The organism is Shewanella sp. UCD-KL21, from assembly GCF_001957135.1.
In the GTDB taxonomy this organism is placed as follows: Bacteria; Pseudomonadota; Gammaproteobacteria; order Enterobacterales; family Shewanellaceae; genus Shewanella.
This window is the reverse complement of the sequence record NZ_MPHK01000004.1, coordinates 95,879-121,782: the sequence shown is the minus strand read 5'-3', so window position 1 is coordinate 121,782 and position 25,904 is coordinate 95,879. Positions and strand designations below refer to the sequence as shown.

Genomic DNA, 25,904 nt, shown 5'->3' with positions numbered 1-25,904 from the left:
GTTGGTATCATTTAATAGCTTAGTTGATCGCGGCTTTGATGAACTTTGATGAACTTTGATGAATTTTTATTAACTTGTAATCGATGTGTTTTCAGTCGAGTATCAATTAGCACAAAAAATGTGCACCAACTAATCTAGTCGCTATGTTGACATATGTCGCTATATCATAGATAGTTCACAATCTATTGCCGCCAGCTAGCGCTATAATGAGCAATAGACCGTTTTAATGTTGTTAATGTAGGAGCGCCAATGGCCTTTCAATCGCAATCTATGTCACTTACTGTCCCTAGAGGTAGTAGCAGCTTAGAAGCTTATATGCAGTCAGTCACAGGCATCGAAATGCTTGGGGCCGAAGAAGAGCATGAGTTAGCCAAGCGTTTGCAAGAAACTGGCGATCTACAAGCGGCAAAAAAACTGATTATGTCGCACCTGCGCTTTGTGGTGCATGTGGCGAAAGGTTATTCAGGATATGGTTTGCCACAGGCGGATCTTATTCAAGAAGGCAACATTGGTTTGATGAAAGCGGTAAAACGTTTTGATCCCGGTGTTGGTGTGCGTTTGGTGTCTTTTGCTGTGCATTGGATTAAAGCTGAAATTCATGAGTACGTGCTTAAAAACTGGCGTATCGTGAAAGTTGCCACCACCAAAGCGCAACGTAAATTATTCTTCAACATTCGTAAAACCAAAAAGCGTTTAGGCTGGTTTAGTGATGAAGAAGTCGGCATGGTTGCCGAAAACCTTGGGGTGTCTAAAAAAGACGTCACCGAGATGGAGTCGCGCATGGCGGCTCAAGATCCTGCATTTGATTTAGCCAGCGACAATGATGATGACAGCAGCGTTGATTTTGCCCCTGTTCATTATTTAGAAGATCACTCTTCCGATGTTGCACTTGAAGTTGAAAATCAAAATTGGGAGTCAGACTCTCAAGCGCGTTTATTCTCGGCAATTAAAACCCTTGATGAACGTAGCCAACATATTTTAAGAGCGCGTTGGTTAGACGACGACAAGACAACACTACAAGAATTAGCCGCTACTTACCAAGTGTCTGCAGAGCGCATTAGACAGCTTGAAAAGAATGCCATGACCAAGCTTAAATCTTGTATGGAAATCTAACTTAGCCTCAGATTGATCCAGTTCAATCTCGCTAAAAACTAAAACCTGCTACGGCAGGTTTTTTTGTGGCTGAAAATTAGCTTTCAACTAAAGCTGTTATTGGCTGAAAGCCTTGATAACAAAGCCTAAAGTGAGTCGAGGTTATATTGGCTCTTAACCGCTGCAATGATCTGCTTGCGCGGTATTTTTAAACTGGCTGACTCAATGTTATCAGGCCAAGGGTAATAGTGACGTGGGCGCTTAAAGCGGGCGATAAGTTTTAATAGCAGCGCTTCAATGCTGCTAATAACCTCGGCTGTCAGCTGAGTTTGGGGAGCTTTAAATTGAATAATCGCTGCTGGTAACAAGCTAAATTTAGCATCATATTGGCCAAACACAATGGCCTGAGCAATATCAGGGTGGGCCCTTAAGGCGGCTTCAATTTCTTCTGGGTGAATATTTTCGCCGCCGCAGATAAACATATTGTCGACGCGGCCCAGCAAATGTAACTGACCTTGGTCATCAAACTGACCTTGGTCATTGCTGCAAAACCAACCGTCCTTATCAACGGGGCGCTCAAGTATGGGCTCAGCTTGCTGCTGTAAAGCGTTTAAGCTGCTATCTGGGCTCGTTTGTAAATAGCCTAAAAATAAACATGGGCCTTTAACCCAAATTACCCCATCAACGAGCTTTAATTGCCGCTGCGGCAGCGTTGTACCTAAATGATTAGCGCTATTAATGGCTGCGGTGGTGATTTGTGAGCTCATCTCTGACATGCCGTAACTGCAAAAAGCGCTGATGTGTAACTTAGCAAGCTGTTTTACCAGTTGCGCATCAATCGCGCCGCCACCGAGCAATAAGGCTTTTACATGTTTTAATACTGTCGCATCACTGTCTAAAATCTGGCTTAGCTGGGCTGATACTAACGACAAGTGGCTTAATGGCGTTTGGGCTAATTGCTTAACAAGAGGCTGCTCGGTACTGAGCACTATGGTGGCAGCGGCGATGGCGCAGCGATTAACAATGGCGAGGCCGCCAATATGAAATAGCGGCAAGGATAATAACCAGCTACCCCCTTTATCTAGGTTAATATTTGCAGCAGAACCTTTGGCGCTAGCAATATGGTTGTTAAGGCTATGAACCACTCCTTTGGGGGTGCCACTTGAGCCAGAGGTCAGAATCACATTCACTGGCTGGCTAGCGTCGATAGCGCAGGGCCTGAGTGGCTTACTGGCGTTTAGGTTAAGCTTAAATGTCACCTCAGTTGTGATAGCTTGCGGCTGTGCCGATGTGGCTAATACTGAGGCTAATTGCGGTGCTAAATCAGCCTCTGACCAATAGTAATTGATGTTAAAACGCAGGCATAGTTGAGCTATTTGCGCCGCAGGAAAACGAGGGGATATTGGAAAAAATAACGCCCCTAAATCTATACAGGCCCAATACAGGCAAATCATTTCCAGATTATTGCGGCTAATGCAGGCCAGTCGATGATGTTTAGCAACCCCTTGGCGGCTAAGTTGCTGCGCTAAGGCTAATACCAGCTGACTTAACTGAGCATAGCTAATGGCGGTTTGGGTATCGTTACTCGCAGTTGCTGCACTGGCGCTGGTATTGCTATTGGCTGCGCGCTCAGCCACGCTATTTGGCACGATAATAGCCACAGCATTTGGGTGATCAATAGCAGTTTGGTGCAGCGGCGATATCATGTTACTCATCATTAATGCTCGCTATCAGCAGCAAGGGCCGATGCTTGATTGACGGCTGCAGTTTGGGCGAGGTCAGTGTCTTGATTGAGCATCGCCTCAGAAATCGTTTCGCGTTGCAGTAGCACACAAACTGCTTTATTCAGTTGCCCTTGCTCATCAATAAGCGGCTCACTAAAGCTGGTTAGGGTATCGAGTCCTGGGGTTTCATCTGGAGTCAGCATATGGCTTAATTTCGCCAAGTCATTAATTCCAAGATTTGCCTCTAAACTTGAGCTTAAAATGCAGCGCACGCCATGGCTATTGGCCTTGGTTATTAAGCCTGATAATGTATTAATACTGCCAATGATGGTGGGTTTAATCACCAGCGCTGTTAGACCTTCAAGCATGTCAAATTGATACTTGCTGTCGTTTAAGCTTTCATCCAAAGCAAAAGGAATTTTAAGGGCTTGGTAAACAAGTTGGCTTTCTGCTGGGGTTTTACAGGGCTCTTCAATATATTCAATGGCCGCTTTTGGCAAACAGGCAAGAAACTCAATGGCCTGCTCAACACTAAAACCTTGGTTGGCATCTAAGCGAAGTTTAAGCTTTGGATTAAGCTCAAGTATCTGATGAATATATTTTATTTCCTGCTCGATACTGGCTTGGGCGACTTTTACTTTAACTGAGTAGCTGCGTTTATCTAATTGGGCCAGTTTTGCTCGTAACTTATTCAGATCTGAGTCTGGTTGATAATAGAAAAGGCCAATTTTACTTTGCATTGCTTGGGCATAGTCATATTGAGGATGATCAAACCCGCCATTAAGCTTAAGAGTTAATAAACTTAAGCCAAAAGCCGCGGATGGATAAAGCTGAGTTGCTGCTAAAAGGTCATTAATTTGAGCGACACTCTGGCCTATTAAGCGCGGCAGTAAGCGGCTGAGTTGTTCGATAACTGCATCAAGGGATTCATGACTAAAACCGCTGAGCGCCGCGCCTTCAATGTCAGTGCCTGACAGTGGCGCTATTTCAACAACGCCTTGCTGGCCGCTAGTTAAACTTGCTGCAATGACTAAGCCGTGGCGGACATTAATGCGTTGTTTAGCAACCGGTAAGTGGGGTGCTAAATCGATTTTATAACGGTATAACTCAAGCTGACTAATACGTGGGGCATTCATTAAAACCTGATTATTATGACTGTTAGCGGTTGCCATGAATGATGTCCTTAAGGGGTTAAAAGTTGGATGATCCTAGCTGCAAACATCTTAGGTTGCGCTTTATGGATATTGTGACCGCAATGAGCAATGGTGACTGTGTTAAGTTGCAGTTTTTGCTGCCACTGCTGGGCAAGTTGGCAGAACTTACTGTCTTGTTCTCCCACTAATAAGTAGGCGGGGCAGTGTAATTGCTTCAGCACTTTTTCGCCATTTTGTTGTAACCCTAGCGAGGTGCTTGTAAAGCAGTGCAGCAGTGCTTGGGGATTATTTTTACTGCGAATCGCAATGAGGTTTTTTCTTGCATCTGAGGTTAAATTAGCAAACACCGGCTGTTGATACCATTGCTCGAGAAAGTCTCTAATAGGCTCGACGGCGAGCTTGTCGGCCCACTTTTGGTCGTGCTTGAGGCGTGCTTGTTTGTCGCGGCTGCTGGTTAAGCCTAAGTGCGCTGACTCCAGCATTAAACTTAATACTGCTTTGGGGTAAAGTTTGGCAATGTGCAGCGCAATACGGCCACCTAATGAATAGCCTAACAAATGAAACTGGCGATAACCGAGCTGAATGACTTTATCGGCAATAGACTGCGCCGCCGCTTCAAAGCCAGGGGTTGGCAATTCTAGCTGATTGTCTCCATGGCCAGGTAAGTCGATACAGATACAGTGAAAGTGCTGACTTAAAATCTGTAAGCTTGCTTGCCAGTCTTCTTTTGAGCCCAAAAAACCATGCAATAACACCAGTGCTGGTAACTTGGTGTCTCCAAAACGATTAATGATTGGCATTAGTGCTGCCTCACCCATTGTCCGATGAGTTTAATTTGATCGCTGGCCTGAGTTGGGCTGACATTCACTTCAATGACTGAGGTGCCTGCATATTCCATCGCATCGGCGTAGGCTTCATTAAAACTCGATAAACTATCCACTTGATTATAGGGTAGATCAAACATGGCTGCTGCGTAGCCAAATTCTAAGCCATGGCTTAAGCGGTAATATTGCTCTCGAACGGCGTCATTGGGTACCGGCAATAAGTTAAAGATATTACCGCCGTCATTGTTTAAAATCACAATCACAAACGGGCTGTTAACCTGTTTGGTCATCGCCAGTGAGTTTAAGTCGTGCAAACTGGAAATATCCCCAATAAGCAAGGTGGTGGGCTGATTGTTGGCTAATGCCACCCCAGTTGCGGTAGCGATTAAGCCGTCAATACCCGATGCGCCGCGGTTAGTATAAATATCGGGTAGGTCGCAAATGATTGGTGCATACATATCGTATAAGCGAATTGGCAAGCTATTACCAATAAACCATTGATGTAAAGCGCTTTGCTGCTGTGCGATTTGACGAACCACTTGCGGCTCACCAAAACTACTTTGATCAATATGCTGCGTCAGTAATGCTTCAATGTTTTGATTGTGCTCAATTAAGCTTAATGCCCAATTAGCTGCAGAGGAACGAGGCCAATTGTTATTGCACATGGCAGTGATACTGGCTTGCCAAATTCGTTTTGATTGATGGTTTGGATCCAGTCGTTGCTGGTTTGCTAATACCTGCCAATAGCTATGCCATTGATGATGAGTAATAAAGCTGATTAAGCGCTTAGAGATAAAGCGGCCACCAAACACCAAAATGCGGTCAGCTTGTTCAATAAATTTACTGGCTTTAGGATTTAACAGCAGTTGATCGATATGGCCAATAACACTGGGGTGCTGTCTTAATTGTGATTGCGCATCGGCGACGATTGGCCAACCCAGTTTTTGCGCTAATTCAATAATTTGCTTGGGGTTTTCTTGGGGGGGTAAGGTTCCCGCCACAATGATCCCTTTACCGTGAGCAAAACGCATCATGGTGTCTTGGCTAGGCAGATTGGTTTGAGCTAACAGGCCGTAATCCGTGTAAGGGTGAGAGTGGTTTAACCATGGCGTAATTGGCGTCACATAATCAGTCATTGATTGGGCTAATTGCCCTAGGCTTTGAAGCTCTGTGGGATACAAAGGCTCTCGGTACATGCAATTTACATGAACCGGCTGGGTTAAATTTGCCACTGCTTCATCAATGGTGGTGAGCAAGGTATTAGGGCTAATGGCAAGATCTGGGGTTGGTAAATTCACTTGCTTAGCGTAATCAGCAAAAATGGCGGGCTGGTTAATGGCTTGGTTAGCGCCGCAGCCAATGAGCTCAGGCGGCCTGTCGCCAGTTAAAATAATCAGCGGCACTTGAGTTAACCAAGCTTCAATAATGGCGGGATACAGATTTGCCACCGCAGTGCCAGAAGTGGTGATAATCGCTACCGGGCTGTGACTGGCTTTGGCTAAGCCCAGCGCCATAAAACCTAGCCCACGTTCGTCAAAATGAAGGTGAGATTGCAAGCTTGACTGCGCCGCTGCAGCTAAGGTTAATGGGGTTGAGCGAGAGCCTGGCGCCATACAAACATGTTTAACACCCAGTCTGGCTAACTCTTCTAAAATGAGTGCGCCCCAAAGTAAATTGATGTCAGATGTCGGCTGTGATTGCATGTTGAGAAACCTAATAGAAAACCAGTTACTAAGAAGTGTAACGCTATCAAGCTGCTATATCTAAGATTTCGGTTGGAAAATTATAAAAAGCTAGCTTGATAAGTTAAAAATAGCGCCAGTAAAGGGTGAGCAGATAAATTGCGACAATTGAAGCTAGCGACTTTGACTTAACCCAATAGCCTAATTACTGGGCTGGTTATTAATCCATTCACTCATTACGACGTGGGTTTTGATTTTAACGATATCGGCTTGGGCATCAATGTATTCACGAATTTGATGTAAGCGTTTCATTGATGGGGCATTCACATATACCAATAAATCCATTTCGCCGGTAATGCCTTGGCAAGTGAGCACTTCAGGGATCGCGTGAAATACATGGACTACATCAGCGCAATTTGCCCGTTCATGCTGGATTTCGAAATACGCTGAAACGCCTTCTTTTTGCGATTCGCTCAACAGCACTTGATAGCCACGGATCACCCCGGTTTGTTCTAACTTTTTAATGCGCTCAGTGACTGCGCTGCGAGATAAACTCACTTGCTCAGCAATATTTGAAATGCTTTGGCGGGCATTAAGGCGGAGCGCGTTAATGATTAATTGATCGAACTTGTCCAAGGCTAACCCTCATTATGTTGGTTGTTGAGCTAAATGCCGTCATTTTGTCGGTTTGTTCGGTGATCTTGCAGGTGATAAGCTGCAGTTTGACAAGCGCTATCAGCTTATACTCTTGCTAAATATCACGATAGGTACAGACAATGAATCAAATTACAGCAAGCATAGGGCGCTGGCAAGGCGCAGGACTGATGGCCACCACTTTGCTGGGCACTGGGGTATTTATTTTGCCACAGATGACCATTGAGGTAGCTGGGAGTGGCGCTTTACTGGCGTGGATTATACTCACTGTCGCCATATTGCCGGTGGCAGTGGTATTTGGCTTGCTGGCAAGTCGCTTTCCCCATGCTGCAGGGCCGGCATATTTTATTGAAAAAGCTTTTGGTATCACAGCAGGGCGCACCATAGGGCTGATTTTTTTATTGGTGATCCCCATTGGCGCCCCCGCAGCCATTTTAATGACCTTTCAATTTATGGATGCGCTGGTTGCTATTACAGGTTGGGGGCAATTGGCCGCCGAAATCGCCATTGTTGCAGTGTTATTACTGCTTAATTATCGCGGCATTCAAGTGTCTGCCAAATTACAGTTTGGGCTAACACTGGCCATTGTGGCGGTAGTGACTGTGCTATTTGGCAGCAGCGGCGCCAACCTTGGGCAGTTAACCTCGCTAACCGAAGTTGCTAAACCAGAAGCAGCGAGCGTGATGTTAGCTATGGGCATTGGTTTTTGGAGCTTTTTAGGCATAGAAGCCATGACTCATTTAGCCAATAATTTTCGCGACCCGAAAAAAGATATGTTACCTGCAATGATGTTAGGTACTGTGCTGGTGGGGATTATTTATTTGGTATGTACCTTGCTGTTATTAATGGTGCCAGCTGAAGCAGGGGGCCTTGCCATGGTGCATGCTTTTAATCAGCTATTGAGCGGCTTTGGCGTGCAAGTTATCGGTGTGTTGGGCATAGCCAGTGGCTTGGCGACAGTGAATATATATTGCGCTAGTGCAGCGCGGCTACTTTGGAGTTTTAGTCAGCAAGGAATATTGCCTAAGTATTTTGAAAAGCTAAATGCCCACGGCGTACCTTTACGGGCATTAGTGACCATTTTAGTCACCATGGTGATGGTGATTGTACTGACATTTATCACGGAGCAGAAGCTGGAAGATCTGATCGCCTGGAGCAATGGCGTGTTCGTCATTATCTATTTGCTCACCATGTTGTCAGCGGCAAAATTACTCAGTAAAGCTTACTTACCTTTGGTGGTGGCGGGTTGTGTCTTTTGTATTGGTGTGGGCTACGCACTTGCCGAAAATATGTGGTATTCGTGCATCCTAGTGCTAAGTGTCGCGCCTTTTATCTACTGGCAAAAAAATCATTTAACTCGTAAGGCGCTAATAAGTGATTAGTTATAAACGATTAACTTTTTAGGCGGCTTCAATGCAAGTTACGCTCTTAAAGAGTGTTTAGCGTTGCTCCATGGCGATATTGCGCATTTGAATCACTTCACTGTGCTTTAAATGCAGTAAATCGGCAGTGCGGCGAATGATTTGATCTTCATTGCGGCACAGTTTGCCGTCGGAGTAGGCTAGCTTCCACATCCCCAGTAACAGCTTTTGTTTTTGGGCGATGGAGCATTGGGCGTTTATTTCAGCGGTAAACTCGTACAGTGAGGTGGCATTGCCTTGAATCAATTTGGCTTCAGCGATGAGCTCATCAGCGGCTTGTAGGCTCAAACCGAGATTTTTAGTGAGCATCGCTGGCAACATGGCCACCTCTTGTTCATCAAGGGTTTCATCTGCGTACATGACTTCAAGTAATAAACTGGCAGCAGCGAGATTAAGCTGACGAGCTTGATCTTCTGGGGTAGTCGCTTGGGTATGGGATTGTAAGAACTGTTTTAATTTAGCAATCATATTGCCTCCAATAAACAAAACGAGGTATGCAGCTGTTTCAGCCTATGTGATGACTTTAGCTTAACAGAGACAATAATGCCGAGCGAATGGCTCGGCATTAATTAAAATTAATCCATTAGATAGCGCAAATGCTACATGATTGAGCCAAGGCCCTTCATCAGCATATCAACTGTGCCTTCAGAGCCGTTGGTTTCTAAATAAGATTTGGCAATATCGACCATAGGCGCCACGTATTCTTTTTTAATCCCAAGCGCTTCAAAGGTGTCATAGACCATGCTCGCGCCTTCAAGTGACTTACCAATATCGCCAGCTTGAGACAATAACCCTGTCATGCCTGAGTCTGATGACAGTGCTGGAACCGCTGCCATAAGCGCATCAGTACCGGGAATGCTATCTGAAATTTGGCTAAAGTCTGAATCGCCCAAGTTAGATTGCGCTAAGCTTAACAATGCCCCTAAACCACCTTCAGCTTGCTGCTGGTTCAAACCAAGCTGTGACATCACATTACCAACCAAATCAGTTGATTGTGCATCAGCAACCGCTTCAGTCGCGGCGACGGTTTCAACTTTTTCTTCTTCACTACCAAAAATATTATCTAACCATCCAGCTTGTGCGGGCGTGGTGACTGCAAATGCAGTTAATAAAAGGCTTACTGCGGGAGTTATTTTCATTGTGGCCGTCCTGTGCTTAATTAAAAATTGGATTATTTAGTGATCATTGTAGCGTTATTCACAATTTTGTGACAATTGATTTAAGGAACTTCAGTCTAATGGCTATATCAATTGTGCAAAAAACTGCTTTTTTCGGTATCCTTAGCAGTATATTTATCTTTTTTTGATTATTGGAACCCCCATGTCATTGTCTGCAATTTTGACTGAAGCATATAATTTCTTTCGTAACCACATTGTTCAATTAGCATCATTAACAGTGCCTTTGCTGCTACTCCAAGTCGTAATCCAATTATGGTTGGGCAGTGAGCTGGCAGCCCAAGCAGAAGTAGAAGTACCACAATTTGGTGCAATGCATGGTGCTGCAATGATGGCGTTACTGCTGATTTTTTCACTGTTGATTTCGGCGCTAACCTTGTACCTAGAAGTGCGCTCTCGTGGTCATGAAGTGACCCCTGGGATGATATTGAAAAACAGCTTCACTTTCGTGCCGCCGCTATTATTAGCCGGTGTATTCTCTGGTTTAGCTATTTTAGCACCGGTAATGCTGTTTGCTGTGTTTGGGCCGTTTTGGGTTGTCGGTTTGGCCATCAGCTTCTATTTATTTGCCCGTTTAGCTTACGTAAACTTTATGGTGATTGTAGAGCGCTTAACGCCACTCGAAGCCATTAAGAATAGCTTTAAGTTTTCATCTCCTATTGTGCTGAAAACAATGGCTATTTTGATGATGTATATTCCTCTGTCATTAGTGGGCGGCACGGTATTATCTCTAGCTGAATTTGGCGGCTTTCCGCTACAGGTGATCATCGACACTGTATTCGCATTCTTAGGCTTGTTTGTAAACGTGGCTTTGTTCAGATTGTATATGGTTAATCGCAGCACTGATGTTAGCGAAGATGATAGCAACAGCGATCACACAGAAATCTAATTAAGTGAGTTGATAGCCTTGAGGAGTTGCCCGAAGTGTTAAATGATATTGAGCTGATAGGCAGCTTCTCTCCTGACATTGTTGAAGATTACACCAAAGCCAAAAGCTATGTGCGAGATATTCCCACTCAGGCTTTGGTGTTTGTCAGAAGTTTTACCCATCAAGTTACCGCGTTAATCGCGGCTAAGCAGTCGCTAAAATTCAATAGCCCCAATTTATATGATCGCATCGAGCAGTTAAATCGCATGCGTTTGATTGATGTGCCTACAACGCGTGCGCTGCATAAACTTCGCAGTGACGGTAATCGTGGTGCTCATCCTGAGAAATACCATCTAACCCAAGAGCAATTGGTCACGCTTGCTGAAAAGACCATTAAAAACAGCTTGGGATTAATTGAGCTGCTATACCCGAAAGTCCACCAAAAAGCTGCGCCAGCATATAAGTTTGAAGCCTTTGACTCTTTTGCTGGGCGAGAGCTGTGTTATCAAGCAGTCATGCATAATGATCCCCAAGCGCAATATCTGGTGGGGATGTCGCTTAAGTCAAAAGCATTAATGCAGCAAGAGCAGGAGCAATCACTACAGCAACCTGAGCTTGAACAGGCTCAGTCAATCAGCACCTTTAAACAGGCGGCTTACTGGTTTGAGCTGGCGGCAACGACGCATCATCAAGGTTTATTTGAGCATGGTGTGGCGCTACTACATGGTTATAGCGGTCATAAAGACGCGCTAAAAGGCGAGCAAGCCATTGAGCAAGCCGCCAAAGCTGGCGTCATTGAAGCTAAAGCCTTATTGGGTTTTTTCTATTTAGTGGGCTCTAAGCAGTTTCAGCAGGATATGGCATTAGCCGCGAATTGGCTTGAACAGGCCGCCGTGGCCGAAAATGCAGAAGCGATGTCGAATTTGGGGGTGCTGTATTATCAGCAGCAACAGTTAACCGATGCCTTTGAGTGGATTAGTAAAGCCGCTCAGGCGGGTTATCCTCATGCGCAATACCATTTAGCCTTAATGCTCCATAACGGCGAAGGCTGTGAGGCTGATACCAATACCAGCGAGCATTGGCTGGCAGAAGCGGCTGAGCAAGGTCAGCTTGATGCCATGTTTGCCCGCGCGCAGCACATGTTAAATGACGATGCAGGTTTGGGGACTGATGGCTGTTTAGCCGAGCGTTATTTGCGTGATGTGATTAACTATGGCCGCAGTGTGCCCGCCATGATTGAGCTGAGTGTTGCCTTGGCCGATGGCATGTTAGGCCGCATTGATGTGGTGGAGTCGGCATCTTTATTAAAGCTGGCAAAACAGCATGCGAATGAACAACAAGCTGAAATCATTGAGCCCATTTGGCAGTCGCTGCAAATTCAAATTGATAATGTGATTGGGCTTAAGCCCAGTGAAGAAGAGTTAAAGTCACTGCAACATGCGCAGCATATTCTGGCCTAAGCACTTGCCTAGAGCTTAAGCCATACATCACAGATACAAAAACACCGCCCGTTGGCGGTGTTTTTAGTTGCTAAAGCTAAACGTTAACCAGCTTGTTAATCAGGATTGTGCTCAAAGGTGCGCCCGCTGTTGCTGGGGCTGGCTTTACGGAACATCTCTGATTTGTAGATTGATGATTCTCGCTGCATGTTGGGATTGCTGCGGTAAAACTCATTTGTTTGAGACTGCTGGCTATAAATAGGCTGCATTTTAGGGGCTAGGTATTTACGCCCTAATAAGTTCAAACCGATGAAGCTGACTAGAGCAAACATCAGTAAAAACGGTAATAACACTATCGAGGTCAACGAAATTCCAATCACTAATAATAATGATAATAGTGGGTGCAAACTCCCGAGGCGCTGTTTTAAATTCGGTTGATTAAACATGTGGTTAAAGTTCATTGTTACTCCTAATATAACCTTTAAACATCGTCATCAAAATGGCACTGGATCACGATGAATTTAATACTTGAACCATGACTATCGATGATCCTAGCATTGAGGTCACGTTAATCATGGTTAATGTTTGGGCATTGTTGCAGTAATTAGGGCAGCAATTTGAGCCGCAATTTGAGCCGCAATTTAAGCCTGCGTGACCGCCGTTTGTTTTGTGGCTTCAGCCACACTGCCACAAATGACATTCCTTAACCAAAGGTGGCCCGGTGCTTGGCTGTTGCGTTCATGCCACAGTAACACATAGGCCATGGGCATAAATTCAAACGGCAGCGGAATTTCAACCAGTGGATAAAGTAGTGCGGCATGCCTTGCAAAGCTCGATGGCAAAGTAAAAATTAGGTCGCTGTGGGCGCAAATACTGGCTGCGCCATAAAAATCTGGCACGGTAGAGCTAATGCGCCTATGTAAGTTTTGCTCTGCCAGATGGTAATCCAGCGCCCACCAATCATTGCCTTCACAGCGCACCTGCACATGAGCCATTTGCAGGTACAGCTCTCTATTCCACTGACCGGCTTTAATTTGTGCCATTAGCGGATGATCTTGGCGGATTAAGCACACTTGCTTATCTTTAAATAAGGTCCGATATTTAATCCCATCGGGCAGCTGCTCTATTTTAAAATCAGCTTGAGGATGAGTATCACGACCAGCAATACCAAAATCGATTTGACCCAGCTGTAAGTCTTGCATCGACTTTTCAGTCCACACATAAGAGTCTAACTTTACATTGGGTGCTTCTCTTAAAATGGTACCGATAAAATATGGTAGCAAGGTTTCGTAGGCGCTTTCGACCATGGCAAATGAAAAATGCTGGTGGCTAGTGGCAGCAATAAAGCTTGGTGGTTGGACTATTTGATGCAAACTTTGCAGTAGCTGAGGTAATTGTTGGGCAAGATTTACCGCATGGGCAGTGGGCTTTAACCCATGAGCTGTACGCTGAAATAGCGGGTCGTCTAACGTTACCCGCAGTCGATTCAGGCTTTTGCTTAACGCTGACTGACTTAAATGCAGGCGGTTTGCGGCGCGAGTGACCGATTGTTCTTCAAGTAAGACTTGTAGAATGACCAGCAGGTTTAAGTCTATTTTAGCGAGATTATCAATATTCACGTGATATTCCTCAAAGGAAATTTACTTAGAAAATAATACCATTTCTATTCATACCATGAGTAGTCTAAAATGCCGCCCAATTAATGATTATCATGCAATGTAAGAGACAAATTAAATGAGACGTAACCTGCTACCGATACTGATGTTTATGGTGCTATTGAGCCCATTAGCCATCGATATATATTTACCATCAATGCCAACCATGGCGTTAGAGTATGGGGTAAGTGGTAGCCAAATTCAGTCAACATTAGTGTTGTTTTTGTTTGCCATGGGGCTGGGACAAATCCTAATTGGTCCATTGGCGGATCGCTTTGGCCGCAAACCCATCGCCTTATTCGGCATTGTGTTATATGGCGTGAGTAGCCTAATTGGCGCTACGGCGGTGGAGTTTGAGGTATTGCAACTTGCACGGGTGCTGCAAGGTTTGGCAGCTTGTTCCACCTCGATTGTGGTATTCAGTGCGGTGCGAGACTGTTATACCAGCCAAGAAAGCGTCAAGATGTACAGTTATTTAAATGGCGCCATTTGTGTTATTCCGGCACTGGCACCAACATTGGGCGGCTTATTAGCCCTGCAGTTTGGCTGGCGCTCAACCTTTATCTTTATGGCGCTGTACGCCATTATCGTATTGGCTATCGTGATCTTTAAGTTCCCAGAAACTCGTCCAGCAAGCACAGACACTAGCGGTAAGCTTTATCGCTGGGGACGTTACAAGCCAGTATTAAGTGACCCTCACTTTATGTTTTATGCTGCAACCTGTATGGCAGCAATGGCATCTATTATTACCTATGTGTCGTACTCACCTATGTGGTTAATTGGCCATTTAGGGGTCAGTGAACTGGCATTTAGTGGCTTATTTGGTCTAAACGCCGTAGTTAACATTGCCGCTTGTTTTGCCGCGCCAGTGTTAGTTAAACGTATTGGTAATCGCCCGGGTGTGGTGCTGGCCTTAGCCTTGATGCTCACAGCGGCAATTCTTGAGGTGGTGATGCAACTTGTAGGACCTGAAACCGGCTTAGCTGCAGGCTTTAGCTTTATGCTACCTATGATGCTGCTATGTATTGGTTTTGCGATATTACTCGGCCCTGCTACCAGTATGGCACTATCAGCCTTTGGTGAGCGCGCTGGCACGGCAGCGGCCATGCTAGGCTGTATTCAAATGAGCGGCGCGTCAGTATTGGCCGCACTCATTCAAATGACCGATATTACGGCGCCTTATGCGGTAGCGATATTAATGGGCGGCTTGTCATTGGTGTTACTCATTATTATGTCATCAAAACGCTTGAATCACTTACATGTTGAGCAAGTGCATCCATAAATCTAGTTTTACTCAGATAAGCTGTTAATAAAAAATGCCTAAGGATAATTATCGTTAGGCATTTTTTGTGTGTTGCTAGCATTTCTTATAAGCGCTAAAAGCTGATTTTAGAATCGGCCGTTAATGGCGATGCCAAAGGTGGTGTCAGATTCACTATCAACAAAGCGTTGCTCAATAGCGGCTCTAGCTGATATGTATTTAGAAAAATGCCAAAAGTAGCTGGTGTTAAGGTTATAGATACTAAAGCTGTCAGAATCACTATAGTCTCGGTTACTCTCATATATCTCATCAGCAGTTTCTTGGGAAAAACGATATGAACTGTCGTGGTCATAATTACGGTATTGATACCCGCCTCCAACAGACCATGAATTGGTAATATACCAATCAGCATCAATCCCTAGGTTGGTTTCTTTTGTTGTACCCTCATTAGCAGCTTCAATTCTAGCCTCAACAACTTCATCATTGTCATCTAAAAAAAGAGTATCGTATTTGCTGTCGTATTCAGAATCAGTATTTGAGTAGCTAGCAATTGCTGTAAGCATAAGGCCTGATGTCGCTTCGAACGGTAAGTAATGCTGATATTCTAATGCGAAACCATCATAATCTTCACTTGAATCTCGGTTATAATCACCGTAAACATCATTAGATCTATGTTCAGAATCTGAGTCCGAATTGGTCTGATATGACAAGGTTAATTTAGCGTGTGGGTTAAAATAATAACCTGCTTTGAGTTCATAAGTATCTAAATCAGTATTTGGTCCCCAGTTACGTTCTGTTGATAGACGAGAATAAGCGCCGCCAACAAAGAATTTTGAGTCAAACACATATTCGCCTGAAAGCTCATACAGATCTTGGTGTTCTGTCATTGCATAGCGGGCTGAAATCACAGAAGATTGGCTTAAAAATGTTGCCAGTTCATAAGGGGCATCATTTTGCTTGACCCCTTGAAAATAATAACTATATTTAGCGCTTATTAATCCGTCTGAGCTTTCGCTGGTGTCGAGAAAGCCGATTTCAGCTTCATGATTAAAGGTGTTGTCAGCGGCAAAAGCGGCGCTGCTAGCGAGATAAAGCATCACTGCCAGTGATAACTTGCTACGAGTCATAATTCTTCCTTGAGTTTAATTGAGCTTGTTTATCTAATAAATTAGCAGGTAAATTAGTACCTTAAAATTTACCTGCGAGGTAAACATACCTTTATCGTTTTATTTTGCAACATATTTTGCAACATATTTAGCAAGGTGTTTGGTGTTTAATGAGTAGAGTGTATTGTCAAAAATGTGGCTACCCGCAGTCGGCTTGTATCTGTGCTAGCGTGACTAAGATGACGGCTAAAACTGAGGTGATTGTGCTGCAGCATCCCTCTGAAGTTGAGCATGCAAAAAATACTGTTAAATTGCTGAGTTTAACCCTGCCGCAAACTCAAGTGGTGGTGGGTGAAAGCGCCGATGATTTTGCGCTATTACGACAACAGCTGGCAGCGGCCAACAAACCTGTGTATCTAGTGTATCCCAGTGAGAATAGTCAAAATGCAGCGGACTCGTCAGTACCAGCAGATTGCTGCATTTTATTAATTGATGGCACCTGGCGTAAAGCATTTAAAATGTTGCAGCTTAATCCGTGGTTATTGGATCTTCCGGCATTGCATATTGAATTTGAAGGGGTTTCCCAATATCTTATTCGCAAGGCAAAACGTAGCGACAGTTTATCAACACTGGAAGCCACCGCTTATACCTTGCAAGCAATCGATAGCGAACTTGATATCAACCCGCTATTTAGTGCTTTTGATGCCATGGTGCAACATAAGCTCAACGCCATGCCTGCTGAGGTGCGAGCCCGTTATATTGAGTCTAAAAACAACCAGGAAGGTTAATTGTATGTCGCTAAATTTATATTCAAACAGTCTATTAAGGCTAATGACCAAAGTATTGCTGCTTTCAGGTGTGTTAGGCATGATGTCAGTTACCGCTCAGGCATCTGATAAGCCACGACTGACCTTGTCGCAACAAGCTGAACAAGGCCGAATTGACTCTAAAAAGACTGAGCAAACTCAGCTTGAAAAAGCCCGTAAAGCTGCCAGTGACACTAGCAGCCGTGAGCAAGAAATAATTGAACGCCAAGAGCCAGGCGAGTGGCAACAACAGCAGCAACAAAAAGCACAAGAGCAATTTAAAGAGCGCGAGTCCCGAGCTGATAAATATCTGCGTGAGGCCAAAGAGGCTGCTGCCAAAGAGCGCAAAATAGAAGAAAAGTAAGCGCTTTGGCAATGCAGCACTATTAACTAGCTGATGAGCGCTTTATAGCCACCGCTTGCTTCATCGGCAACAAATTCCAGATAGTTATTAATGCTGTCTAAACTGTCCTCATGATAATGGGACACATACAGCAGCTGACTGAGGTTTTCTCTGGCGATCAATTCAAGGGTATTTTTGACTAAGCGAATACCCAGATAATCTAACCCTTGATAGGGTTCATCTAAAATCAATAATGTTGGCTGTTTAACTAACGCTCTGGCAATTAATAATAGCCGCTGTTGGCTGTAATCCAGTTGCTTAAACGAGACTTTGGCATAGTGGGACATATGTAAAATGCTGAGCCAATCTTGGGCGATATCTTGCTGGGCTTGAGTGGCTTTTTGGTACAGGCCAATAGAGTCATAAAAGCCGGATAAAATCACATCTTTAGCGCTGCAACCAACGCGATATTGCAAGTGTAATGCCGATGACACCATACCGATATGCTGCTTTATTTCCCAAATACTTTCCCCAGTGCCACGTTGCTTACCAAAGATATGAATATCATTGCTGTAGCATTGTGGGTGATCGCCAAAAATAAGCCCTAACAAGGTACTTTTACCACAGCCATTGGGGCCTTTTACCTGCCAGTGTTGGCCTTTATCAATACGCCAATTAACCTCAGTAAAAATGGTTTTATCACTGTAAGCCACCTTGCCATTTTTAAGTTCAAAGATGGGGTTGTCAAATGGGCTTTGATGGCGGTGGCGCTGCATGATTGCCAGCATTTGCTGGCTTTGGACTTTAGATTGGGCGGTAATTTGGCTAATAACAGGGTGTTGCTCCCAGCTAGCTTTATCCATGATGCTATCAAGTTTGCTGTGGCTGAATATAGCAATCTGATCTATCCATGTGGGCATATCTTCCTCGCGAGAAAATATCACCATCATTTGAATATCAAGCTGACTGAGATAAGCCGTTAAGCTTTGACGATGGCTAATGTCGAGCCCTGAATAGGGATTATCTAACACTAAAAAGTCCGGCTCGCTAGCAAGGGCAATGGCCAGCATCAAACGACGGGTTTCGCCCGTTGAAAGTTCACGAAACCCGCGCTGTTGCAGCTGAACTAAATCAAGCTCCTCAAGCAGTTTGTCGGTCAATGTTTGCTTATGGCAATGGGCAAAAATTAATCCTGCGACCGTAGTGCCTTTATCGGCATAATCTAAAAAGTCACTGTCATCATTGGCGAGTTCAAGTGCTAATAACCTTTGTTGCTCAGCGAGTGACACTTGAGCAATTTGGCCTGAGGTTTTATGTATCGAACCTGTGGTGAGCTCAATGCTTGATGTGTCAGAGCCAACGCCCACGGGCACATCTGCTAATAAGTCACCGAGCATGGCACCAATATCACTGTGGGCGCTGAATACTCCCCAGGATTGGCGATCTTCAATTAACCACTGTTCAATCTCCAATGAGTTACTGGCACCGGCTGCGGTTAATTGCTCAAAGGTGATTTTCATGGGCTAGGACTCTCGATGTAAATTTAATAGTGGTCATAGATTATCAACACAATGTCATCAACCATAGTGTTTATTGAGCCGCTCAAAACAAATCGACACAATTTCAAATGTGCTTTGGATAACAAAATATTTAACAATTCAAGGGATACGCGGTAGATTGAAATACTAACAAAATGATAAAAACATGGATGATTTATGCGCTTAACGATACTTGCTGCTTGCCTTGCAGTTGCCTCTGGCACTTTTTCTGGTTCGATAATGGCTCAAACCCCTAACGCAGCTCAACTTGCAAGCGATGTTGAAGCTAAGGTGTTGGAGTGGCGCCGCGACTTACATCAGCACCCTGAACTGTCTAACCGCGAGTTTAGAACCAGTAAAGTGATTGCCAAGCACCTTGAGTCTTTAGGCTTAGAAGTGCAAACCGGCATTGCTCATACTGGTGTGGTGGCGATATTAAAGGGCGCAAAGCCTGGGCCGCTAATCGGCATTCGCGCAGATATGGATGCATTGCCAGTCACAGAAGAGGTTGATTTACCTTTTGCCTCCAAAGCTACTGATACTTATCGTGGCCAAAAAGTTGGGGTGATGCATGCCTGTGGTCATGACACCCATGTGGCGATGTTAATGGGCGTGGCTGAGAATTTAGTTAAGTCTAAAGACAGCCTTGCTGGCGATGTGATGTTTATCTTTCAGCCAGCAGAAGAAGGCGCGCCAGCGGGTGAAGAAGGCGGCGCAGAGTTAATGCTTAAAGAAGGCTTATTTGCTAGCCGTAAACCTGATCAAGTGTTTGGCATGCACGTGACCTCAAGTATGCCCACAGGGATGATTGGTTTGCGAGCAGGCCCGGCGATGGCTTCAGAAGATTCATTTACTATTACAGTAAAGGGTCGCCAAACCCATGGCTCTCGTCCTTGGGGCGGGGTGGACCCGATTGTGGCTTCAGCGCAAGTTATTAATAGCGTGCAAACCATTATTAGCCGCCAAGTGGATGTGACTAAAGCGCCGGCTGTGGTGAGTTTTGGCGCCATTAATGGCGGCATTCGCTCCAACATCATCCCTGATGAAGTTGAGTTAATTGGTACTATCCGAACCTTTGATCAAGATATGCGCGCCGACATAAAAGTAAAGCTGGCTGAAATCGCGACCCTTTCCGCTCAAACCCTCGGCGCCACAGCTACTACAGTGATTGATGCAGGTTATCCGGTTACGGTGAATAACCCTGAATTAGTGGCAAAAATGCGTCCGGTTATTCGTGAGGTTGTGGGCGATGATAATCTTATTGAGCCAGGGCTTATTACCGGCGCTGAGGACTTCTCCTACTATGCGCTTGAAACGCCGGGGCTGTTTTACTTTTTAGGGGTGACGCCAGCAGGCACCGATCCTGCCACTGTCGCCAGTAATCATTCGCCAGCATTTTTTGTTGATGAAAAAGCCTTAAAAGTGGGCGTTGAAACCATGACTCAGCTGGCATTAACTGCGCTAGGCGCGGTGAAATAAGCGAAAAAATACCAACAACAGGTTGCAGCTGGCCTGTTGTTCATTGCAATGACTTACAAGGAAACCATTATGAAACGCAACATCAGCGCGTTATGGGTCTTACTCAGTTGCTGGGTGAGTACCGCGGCGATGGCCACCACAGTCGAGGATATCAATAGCTTTACTCTGGATAATGGCATGAAAATTATGGTGCTAGAAGATAGCAGCATTCCCAATGCCAATATGTATTTGTTTTGGAAAGTGGGTTCTCGTAATGAGGCGCCGGGCATTACTGGGATCTCGCATTTTTTCGAGCACATGATGTTTAACGGCTCAAAAAAATATGGCCCTAAAATGTTTGACCGCACCATGGAAGCCGCGGGTGGCGCTAATAATGCTTATACCACTGAAGACACCACGGTATACACCAATTGGTTTCCTGCCAATGCGTTAGAGACCATTTTTGATCTCGAAGCTGATCGCATCGCGAACTTAGATATTAATTCGCAGATGGTCGAAAGCGAGCGCGGTGTGGTGCAATCAGAGCGCACCACTGGGCTTGAAAACTCCAACTGGCGCACCTTGCAACAAGAAGTAAAAGGGGCGGCGTTTAGAGCTCATCCTTATAGCTGGCCGGTAATTGGCCATGAGTCAGATATTGCCGCCTGGTCGTTAGCGGATTTACAGCAATACCATAAGACTTACTATGCACCCAACAATGCTGTGGTGGTGATCGCAGGTGATGTTAAAACCGCTGAGGTGAAGCGTTTAGCTAAGCAATACTTTGGCGTCATTGCCGCCCAGCCCGCGCCATTAGCCGTTCGCACCGTCGAGCCATTGCAAAAAGGTGAGCGCCGAGTCTTTGTTGAAAAAGCCTCTGTCACTACCCCCAATGTGATGCTGGCATATCATGTGCCATCCACGAAACATGCCGATTATTATGCGCTAGATATACTCAGCACTATTTTCAGTGAAGGTAATAGCTCACGCCTTTATCAAGGCTTGGTGGATAAGCAACTGGCCTCCGATGTGATGGCATATTTACCCATGTCATTTGACCCTAATCTGTTTTACTTTCTTGGGGTCGCCAATGCAGCGATTGATGCATTGCAATTAGAAGCCGCAATGATTGCTGAGATAAACCGTATTGCCCTTGAAGGCGTTAGCGAGCAAGAGCTTGAAAAAGTCAAAAATATCAAGCTAATGGATTTTTATCGCACCATGCAAACCATCAATGGTCGCGCTAATACATTAGGCCGTTATGAGCTGTATTTTGGCAGTTATGACAAACTGTTTAGTGCGCCAGCAGCCTACAACAAGGTAACCGTTGCAGATATTCAGCGTGTTGCGCAAACCTATTTACGTAAGGCCAATCGCACCGTGGGTGTGTTAGCCGCCACAGAGGGAGCTGACTAATGATGTCATTGATAAAGCTTAAAAAGACCAGCGCCTTAACGGTATCAGCCATAGTGCTTGCTTGTGGTGTGGGGCTGGCGGGTTGTAAAGCCACGACTGAGTCAAGCAAACCCTTAGATACTGGTAGTTTCAGTATGCCGCAGTATCAATCTGTTACCCTTAAAAATGGCTTACTGGTTAATTTGATGGTGCAACAAGAAGTGCCGATAATTAACTTTAATGCCGTTGTGCGCGCAGGCGCGGTAAATGACACCACATCTGGGGTGTCGTATATGACAATGAAAAGTTTATTACTGGGCGCTGGCGGTAAAAGCAAAGCAGAAATTGAGCAAACGGTGGATTTTCTCGGCGCAAGCCTATCTACAGCGTCAGGGCGTGAAAGCATGATGCTGGAAGCAGATTTTATGAGTAAAGATCTTGATTCCATGCTCGATATTATCCAGCCAGTGCTCATCAGCCCTGAGTTTGAACATAGTGAATTTGAAAAGCTCAGACAGCGCGAAATTGTTGGCTTATCACAAGCGAAAGAAAGCCCACGGGCGGTAATAGGTCGTTACTACAATAAGTTAGTATTTGGTGAACACCCTTATGCCAATCCGGTATCGGGCAACAGTAAGTCATTAGCTGATATTAATGTCGCTCAGCTGCGAGCATTTCATCACAGTTATTTTCAGCCCAAAAATACCGCCATTAACGTGGTGGGTGACTTTGATATCGCAACCATGAAAGCCAAGCTAACAACGGCATTTGGCAGCTGGAAAAACACTGAAACTGCGGTGCAGCCTGATTTAACTCAAGGGCTAGCGTCATTAACTGCCAGCAAGGTGTTATTAGTTGATAAACCCGATGCCATTGAAACCACCTTTGTTATTGGCGGCTTGGGGATTAAGCGCGATAACCCTGATTATGTGGGGCTAACGGTAGTCAATACCATTTTAGGGGGCCGTTTCACCTCATGGCTTAATGATGAGTTACGGGTTAACGCCGGGCTCACTTATGGTGCGCGTTCTGGCTTTAGTGCTTATTCTGCTGCAGGGGTGTTCTCTATCAGCACCTTTACTAAAACCAGCACCACCAAAGAAGCCATGGACTTAGCCATAAAAACCTATGGCCGCTTATGGGAGCAAGGCATTGATCAACAAACCCTAGATTCAGCCAAAGCCTATGTTAAAGGTCAGTACCCACCAAAGTTTGAAACCGGTGGCCAACTGGGCGAGTTACTGGCTGATATGTATATCTATAACTTTGACGATGCATTTATTAATGAGTTTCAAGCCAAGGTCGATGGGCTGACATTAGCTGAAACCCAGCGCCTCATAAGCCGTTACTTTCCAAAAGACAATTTGCAGTATGTGCTGGTGGGTAACGCGGCTCAGATTGCCGATATTGCCAAGCAGTATGGTGAGGTTACCAAGGTGAGTATTACCGATGTGGGCTTTGGGCAATAAGTTGTCTCAGCGCGGAACGGGTTAAATAATAAAGCCTCGCACTATTGCGAGGCTTTTTGTTGGCTGCATGGTGTGATTAGGATGAGGCACTTAGTCTGAATCACTTAGCCTGAACCACATAAGCCAGATTAATGTTTAAAACTTACCGTGGTAAAAACCTAAACCTAAACCTAAACCTAAACCTAAAGCCTAAAACCTACAACTTAGCTGGCACCAGCAAAGTCCAATTGACGCCAAGCCTCATAGCTAATAATCGCCACTGAGTTAGACAGGTTTAAGCTGCGACTGTTAGCCGTCATCGGAATACGTAAGCGCTGCTCAGTGGGAATCGACTCAATAATATCCATAGGTAAACCGCGGGTTTCAGGCCCAAATAACAATACATCATCAGCAGCAAACGACAGCTCAGTATGAGGACGGCTGCCTTTGGTGGTGCAGGCCATAATGCGTTTACCTGCCATGACTTCAAGGAAAGCGGCAAAATCTTTATGACGGGTGATATTGGTTAAATCTGAGTAATCTAAGCCGGCGCGGCGAAGTTTTTTCTCTTCCAAATCAAAGCCTAATGGCTCAATTAAATGTAGCTTAGCGCCATTGTTGGCACAAAGACGGATAATGTTACCGGTATTAGGGGCAATTTCTGGTTCATAAAGCGCAATATGGAACATGGATAGCTACCTTCATTGATTGAGCTGGGAATTATACGCAAAACCAGCTGCTGGTGGTAATCAATTCACACTGTTGATCCGCTCAGGCAGGCTAATGACCACCTTGAGCCCATGGGGGGTTATATTGCTGGCATGTATCTCGCCTTTATTGAGCTTGATGGCGGCTTGGGTGATCGCCAGACCTAAGCCCCAACCACCTGATTCTCTGTCTCTTGAGCTATCAGGGCGATAAAAAGGCTTAAATATTTTTTCTAAATCAGCGTCTTCAATACCCGAACCATCATCTTTAATGGTGATCACGACCTGCTGGTTTTGCTTCACTGCGGTGATTGAAATATCACTATTGGCATAGCGGATGCCGTTTCGTAGTACATTTTCAATGGCCCGAGAAAGCGCTTTAGGGTAGTGATCAAGGCTGATATCTTCAGGTATATCAATGAGTAATTTTTTCTGTTGTTGCTCGGCCTCAAACTCAGCATCATCAAGAATTTGACTGAGAGACTCGGCAAGCTCTAAATGGACTTTATTTTCAGTATTACTGATGGTCACCCGCGATAAAGTCAGCAATTCAGCAATCAAGGCTTCTAGCTGCTCAGCTTCATAACCAATGCGCTCAATCTCGACACTGCTTTGCTGTTTTTTGCGAGCCAGCGCTAAAGAGAGTTGTAAGCGCGTTAATGGGGTGCGCAGCTCATGGGAGATATCACCCATTAAGCGCTGCTGGTTATGCATCATGGTTTCAATAGATTGAGCCATGCTATTGAACGCTTGTGCTAACTCACCCATTTCATCGCCTCTGGCGGCAATACTGTCATCGACTCGAGCGCTTAAATCGCCGCTAGCAAGGGCGTTAGAGCTATGCTTAAGTGAGCGAAGTGGCTTACCTAAATACCATGCTAAAAAGCCACATAAGATGCCAGATAAGATCATGGCGATAATAGTGGTTAATAATTTATGGTCATTAAAGAAAAAGAACCAAGGTCTAGGGTGGTTATCGGGCACGCGGCTGTAGATACGATATTGCTGATCGCCAGCTGTAAAGCTGTAAGGCCCAAAAATCAATTCGTCACGGAACTGATGGCTCATTGGCGCGTTAAATTCTTCACTAATTAGCAAGAACTCTCTAAAGGTTCTAGGGACTTGCCTGCTATTAATGACAAGATCTTGATCATTGGTGATATAGAACTTAATCAGTTTGCCATTTGGACTGCGATGGCGATGCAAGCGTTTTAAGGCTTTGTGATCTTCGAGTAATTTAGGATCTTCAATAAATGGTTTAGCGGTGCGCTTAAGTAGCTGTTGCTGCTTGGCTGTCATTGGCTGTTTGTCATGGCTTTGCTGCAAAAAAGGCAGTACAGCCACAAAGCCAATAATTAAAGAACTGCCAAGCCAAAAGCCCAGCAGTAATTTGACAAATAAACGATTTAACGAAGACAACTCAATCATTATGGGATCCAGATATAGCCTTTACCACGGATGGTTTTAACACGAGGGCGACCATCGTGACGTTCAGGTAATTTTTTGCGCAGGTTGGATAAATGCATGTCTAAACTGCGGTCAAATGGCATCAGTTTTTTACCTAATACGGTTTCACTGAGCTGCTCTTTAGTGACCAAATCGCCAGCTTGAGTGATCAAGCTATGAAGCAGTGAGAATTCAGTGCCGGTAAGAATAATAAGCTGATCATTACAGTACAGCTCTTGTCTGGCTTGATCTAAGCTTAAATCACCAAAGCTAATGGTATCTTGGGCGCCATTATCTGCTTGAGTGAGGCTAGAACGGCGTAAAATAGCGCGTATACGGGCCACTAATTCACGATCGTTAAACGGCTTTGGTAGGTAGTCATCAGCGCCAATCTCTAAGCCCACTACTCGGTCAATTTCATCGCCTCTAGCGGTAAGCATCAGCACTGGAGTTTGCTTTTGGGTGCGCAGGGCGCGCAGCACTTCAAAACCATTGAGTTTTGGCAGCATGACGTCTAATAAGATTAAATCAAAATCTTGATTCTGCGCAAAATCTAGCCCTTGCTGACCATCAAATGCTTGAGTTAATTCAAAGCCTTCTAGCTCTAAAAGCTGGGCTAATAACTCTGATAAACCTGCGTCATCATCGACTAATAAAATTCGACTCATGGGATCCTCGCTCAATAATAAGCATTCACTATATAACGAA

Annotated in this window: 24 protein-coding genes; 10 read left to right on the top strand and 14 right to left on the bottom strand. The window is 44.9% G+C overall.

Annotation, left to right across the window (positions count from 1 at the left end; all coding sequences use genetic code 11):
* Positions 1–249: 249 nt before the first annotated feature.
* On the top strand, positions 250–1,113 hold the full coding sequence (gene rpoH, locus BM739_RS05395) for an RNA polymerase sigma factor RpoH (protein ID WP_076538178.1): 864 nt from the start codon (positions 250–252) through the stop codon (positions 1,111–1,113).
* Between the two features lie 125 nt (positions 1,114–1,238).
* Here rpoH and menE read toward each other — a convergent pair whose 3' ends face one another.
* The 5 genes from menE to BM739_RS05370 all read right to left on the bottom strand — a co-directional run bounded on the left by menE (position 1,239) and on the right by BM739_RS05370 (position 7,112).
* The gene (menE, locus tag BM739_RS05390; protein ID WP_083698075.1) at positions 1,239–2,810 is read right to left on the bottom strand and encodes an o-succinylbenzoate--CoA ligase; all 1,572 of its coding nucleotides are present in this window, start codon (positions 2,808–2,810) and stop codon (positions 1,239–1,241) included.
* Positions 2,810–3,988, bottom strand: a complete 1,179-nt coding sequence (gene menC, locus BM739_RS05385; protein WP_254843470.1) for an o-succinylbenzoate synthase — start codon at positions 3,986–3,988, stop codon at positions 2,810–2,812. Before menC ends, menE begins: the two co-directional genes overlap by 1 nt.
* 11 nt (positions 3,989–3,999) lie before the next feature.
* Complete coding sequence (gene menH / locus BM739_RS05380) at positions 4,000–4,770, bottom strand: 2-succinyl-6-hydroxy-2,4-cyclohexadiene-1-carboxylate synthase (RefSeq protein ID WP_076538176.1); 771 nt, start codon at positions 4,768–4,770, stop codon at positions 4,000–4,002.
* Positions 4,770–6,497, bottom strand: coding sequence for a 2-succinyl-5-enolpyruvyl-6-hydroxy-3-cyclohexene-1-carboxylic-acid synthase (gene menD / locus BM739_RS05375; protein ID WP_076538174.1), 1,728 nt, complete (start codon positions 6,495–6,497; stop codon positions 4,770–4,772). Before menD ends, menH begins: the two co-directional genes overlap by 1 nt.
* A gap of 180 nt (positions 6,498–6,677) precedes the next feature.
* Positions 6,678–7,112, bottom strand: coding sequence for an Lrp/AsnC family transcriptional regulator (locus BM739_RS05370; protein ID WP_076538172.1), 435 nt, complete (start codon positions 7,110–7,112; stop codon positions 6,678–6,680).
* A 140-nt stretch (positions 7,113–7,252) separates the two neighbouring features.
* On the opposite strand from BM739_RS05370, the gene yjeH reads away from it, so the two are divergent.
* Complete coding sequence (yjeH, locus tag BM739_RS05365) at positions 7,253–8,512, top strand: L-methionine/branched-chain amino acid transporter (protein WP_076538170.1); 1,260 nt, start codon at positions 7,253–7,255, stop codon at positions 8,510–8,512.
* Positions 8,513–8,569: 57 nt separating this feature from the next.
* On the opposite strand, the gene BM739_RS05360 is transcribed toward yjeH, so the two are convergent.
* Together BM739_RS05360 and BM739_RS05355 are read right to left on the bottom strand one after the other, a co-directional pair.
* Positions 8,570–9,019: a TerB family tellurite resistance protein gene (locus BM739_RS05360; protein WP_076538168.1), complete on the bottom strand. Its 450-nt coding sequence runs from the start codon at positions 9,017–9,019 to the stop codon at positions 8,570–8,572.
* A 131-nt stretch (positions 9,020–9,150) separates the two neighbouring features.
* A complete protein-coding gene (locus BM739_RS05355) occupies positions 9,151–9,690 on the bottom strand; it encodes a DUF2780 domain-containing protein (RefSeq protein WP_076538166.1) in 540 nt (179 codons plus the stop codon).
* 181 nt (positions 9,691–9,871) lie between these two features.
* Between BM739_RS05355 and BM739_RS05350 the strand changes: the two genes are divergently transcribed.
* On the top strand, positions 9,872–10,615 hold the full coding sequence (locus tag BM739_RS05350; protein WP_076538164.1) for a hypothetical protein: 744 nt from the start codon (positions 9,872–9,874) through the stop codon (positions 10,613–10,615).
* 35 nt (positions 10,616–10,650) lie between these two features.
* Positions 10,651–12,054: a tetratricopeptide repeat protein gene (locus BM739_RS05345; RefSeq protein WP_083698074.1), complete on the top strand. Its 1,404-nt coding sequence runs from the start codon at positions 10,651–10,653 to the stop codon at positions 12,052–12,054.
* A 95-nt stretch (positions 12,055–12,149) separates the two neighbouring features.
* Here the strand turns inward: BM739_RS05345 and BM739_RS05340 are convergent, their stop codons facing one another.
* Entirely contained in the window at positions 12,150–12,494 is a 345-nt protein-coding gene (locus BM739_RS05340) for a hypothetical protein (protein WP_076538160.1), read from the bottom strand.
* Positions 12,495–12,674: 180 nt separating this feature from the next.
* Positions 12,675–13,652 (bottom strand): LysR family transcriptional regulator, encoded by a 978-nt coding sequence (locus BM739_RS05335; protein WP_076538158.1) that lies wholly within the window; start codon positions 13,650–13,652, stop codon positions 12,675–12,677.
* A 115-nt stretch (positions 13,653–13,767) separates the two neighbouring features.
* On the opposite strand from BM739_RS05335, the gene BM739_RS05330 reads away from it, so the two are divergent.
* A complete protein-coding gene (locus BM739_RS05330; protein WP_076538156.1) occupies positions 13,768–14,970 on the top strand; it encodes a multidrug effflux MFS transporter in 1,203 nt (400 codons plus the stop codon).
* A 107-nt stretch (positions 14,971–15,077) separates the two neighbouring features.
* Here the strand turns inward: BM739_RS05330 and BM739_RS05325 are convergent, their stop codons facing one another.
* Positions 15,078–16,076 carry a putative porin gene (locus BM739_RS05325; RefSeq protein ID WP_076538154.1) on the bottom strand — a complete coding sequence of 333 codons (999 nt, stop codon included), beginning with the start codon at positions 16,074–16,076 and terminating at the stop codon, positions 15,078–15,080.
* Between the two features lie 149 nt (positions 16,077–16,225).
* On the opposite strand from BM739_RS05325, the gene BM739_RS05320 reads away from it, so the two are divergent.
* Together BM739_RS05320 and BM739_RS05315 are read left to right on the top strand one after the other, a co-directional pair.
* Positions 16,226–16,843 carry a tRNA-uridine aminocarboxypropyltransferase gene (locus tag BM739_RS05320; RefSeq protein WP_076538152.1) on the top strand — a complete coding sequence of 206 codons (618 nt, stop codon included), beginning with the start codon at positions 16,226–16,228 and terminating at the stop codon, positions 16,841–16,843.
* A gap of 43 nt (positions 16,844–16,886) precedes the next feature.
* Entirely contained in the window at positions 16,887–17,225 is a 339-nt protein-coding gene (locus tag BM739_RS05315) for a hypothetical protein (protein ID WP_139326824.1), read from the top strand.
* A gap of 26 nt (positions 17,226–17,251) precedes the next feature.
* Here BM739_RS05315 and BM739_RS05310 read toward each other — a convergent pair whose 3' ends face one another.
* Positions 17,252–18,724 (bottom strand): ATP-binding cassette domain-containing protein, encoded by a 1,473-nt coding sequence (locus BM739_RS05310; RefSeq protein WP_076538148.1) that lies wholly within the window; start codon positions 18,722–18,724, stop codon positions 17,252–17,254.
* A gap of 258 nt (positions 18,725–18,982) precedes the next feature.
* Here BM739_RS05310 and BM739_RS05305 point away from each other — a divergent pair, with 258 nt between their 5' ends.
* The 3 genes from BM739_RS05305 to BM739_RS05295 all read left to right on the top strand — a co-directional run bounded on the left by BM739_RS05305 (position 18,983) and on the right by BM739_RS05295 (position 23,064).
* A complete protein-coding gene (locus BM739_RS05305) occupies positions 18,983–20,221 on the top strand; it encodes an amidohydrolase (RefSeq protein ID WP_254843471.1) in 1,239 nt (412 codons plus the stop codon).
* A gap of 69 nt (positions 20,222–20,290) precedes the next feature.
* Entirely contained in the window at positions 20,291–21,616 is a 1,326-nt protein-coding gene (locus BM739_RS05300; RefSeq protein ID WP_076538144.1) for a pitrilysin family protein, read from the top strand.
* Positions 21,616–23,064 carry a pitrilysin family protein gene (locus tag BM739_RS05295; RefSeq protein ID WP_076538142.1) on the top strand — a complete coding sequence of 483 codons (1,449 nt, stop codon included), beginning with the start codon at positions 21,616–21,618 and terminating at the stop codon, positions 23,062–23,064. The genes BM739_RS05300 and BM739_RS05295 overlap by 1 nt, the downstream gene beginning before the upstream one ends.
* A 203-nt stretch (positions 23,065–23,267) precedes the next feature.
* Here the strand turns inward: BM739_RS05295 and trmL are convergent, their stop codons facing one another.
* Genes trmL through BM739_RS05280 form a run of 3 tightly spaced genes read right to left on the bottom strand, consistent with a single transcriptional unit; the run spans position 23,268 to position 25,864 of the window.
* Positions 23,268–23,732 carry a tRNA (uridine(34)/cytosine(34)/5-carboxymethylaminomethyluridine(34)-2'-O)-methyltransferase TrmL gene (trmL, locus tag BM739_RS05290; protein WP_076538140.1) on the bottom strand — a complete coding sequence of 155 codons (465 nt, stop codon included), beginning with the start codon at positions 23,730–23,732 and terminating at the stop codon, positions 23,268–23,270.
* A 60-nt stretch (positions 23,733–23,792) separates the two neighbouring features.
* A complete protein-coding gene (locus BM739_RS05285) occupies positions 23,793–25,178 on the bottom strand; it encodes an ATP-binding protein (protein WP_076538138.1) in 1,386 nt (461 codons plus the stop codon).
* The gene (locus BM739_RS05280; RefSeq protein ID WP_076538136.1) at positions 25,178–25,864 is read right to left on the bottom strand and encodes a response regulator; all 687 of its coding nucleotides are present in this window, start codon (positions 25,862–25,864) and stop codon (positions 25,178–25,180) included. The genes BM739_RS05285 and BM739_RS05280 overlap by 1 nt, the downstream gene beginning before the upstream one ends.
* Between the last annotated feature and the right edge of the window lie 40 nt (positions 25,865–25,904).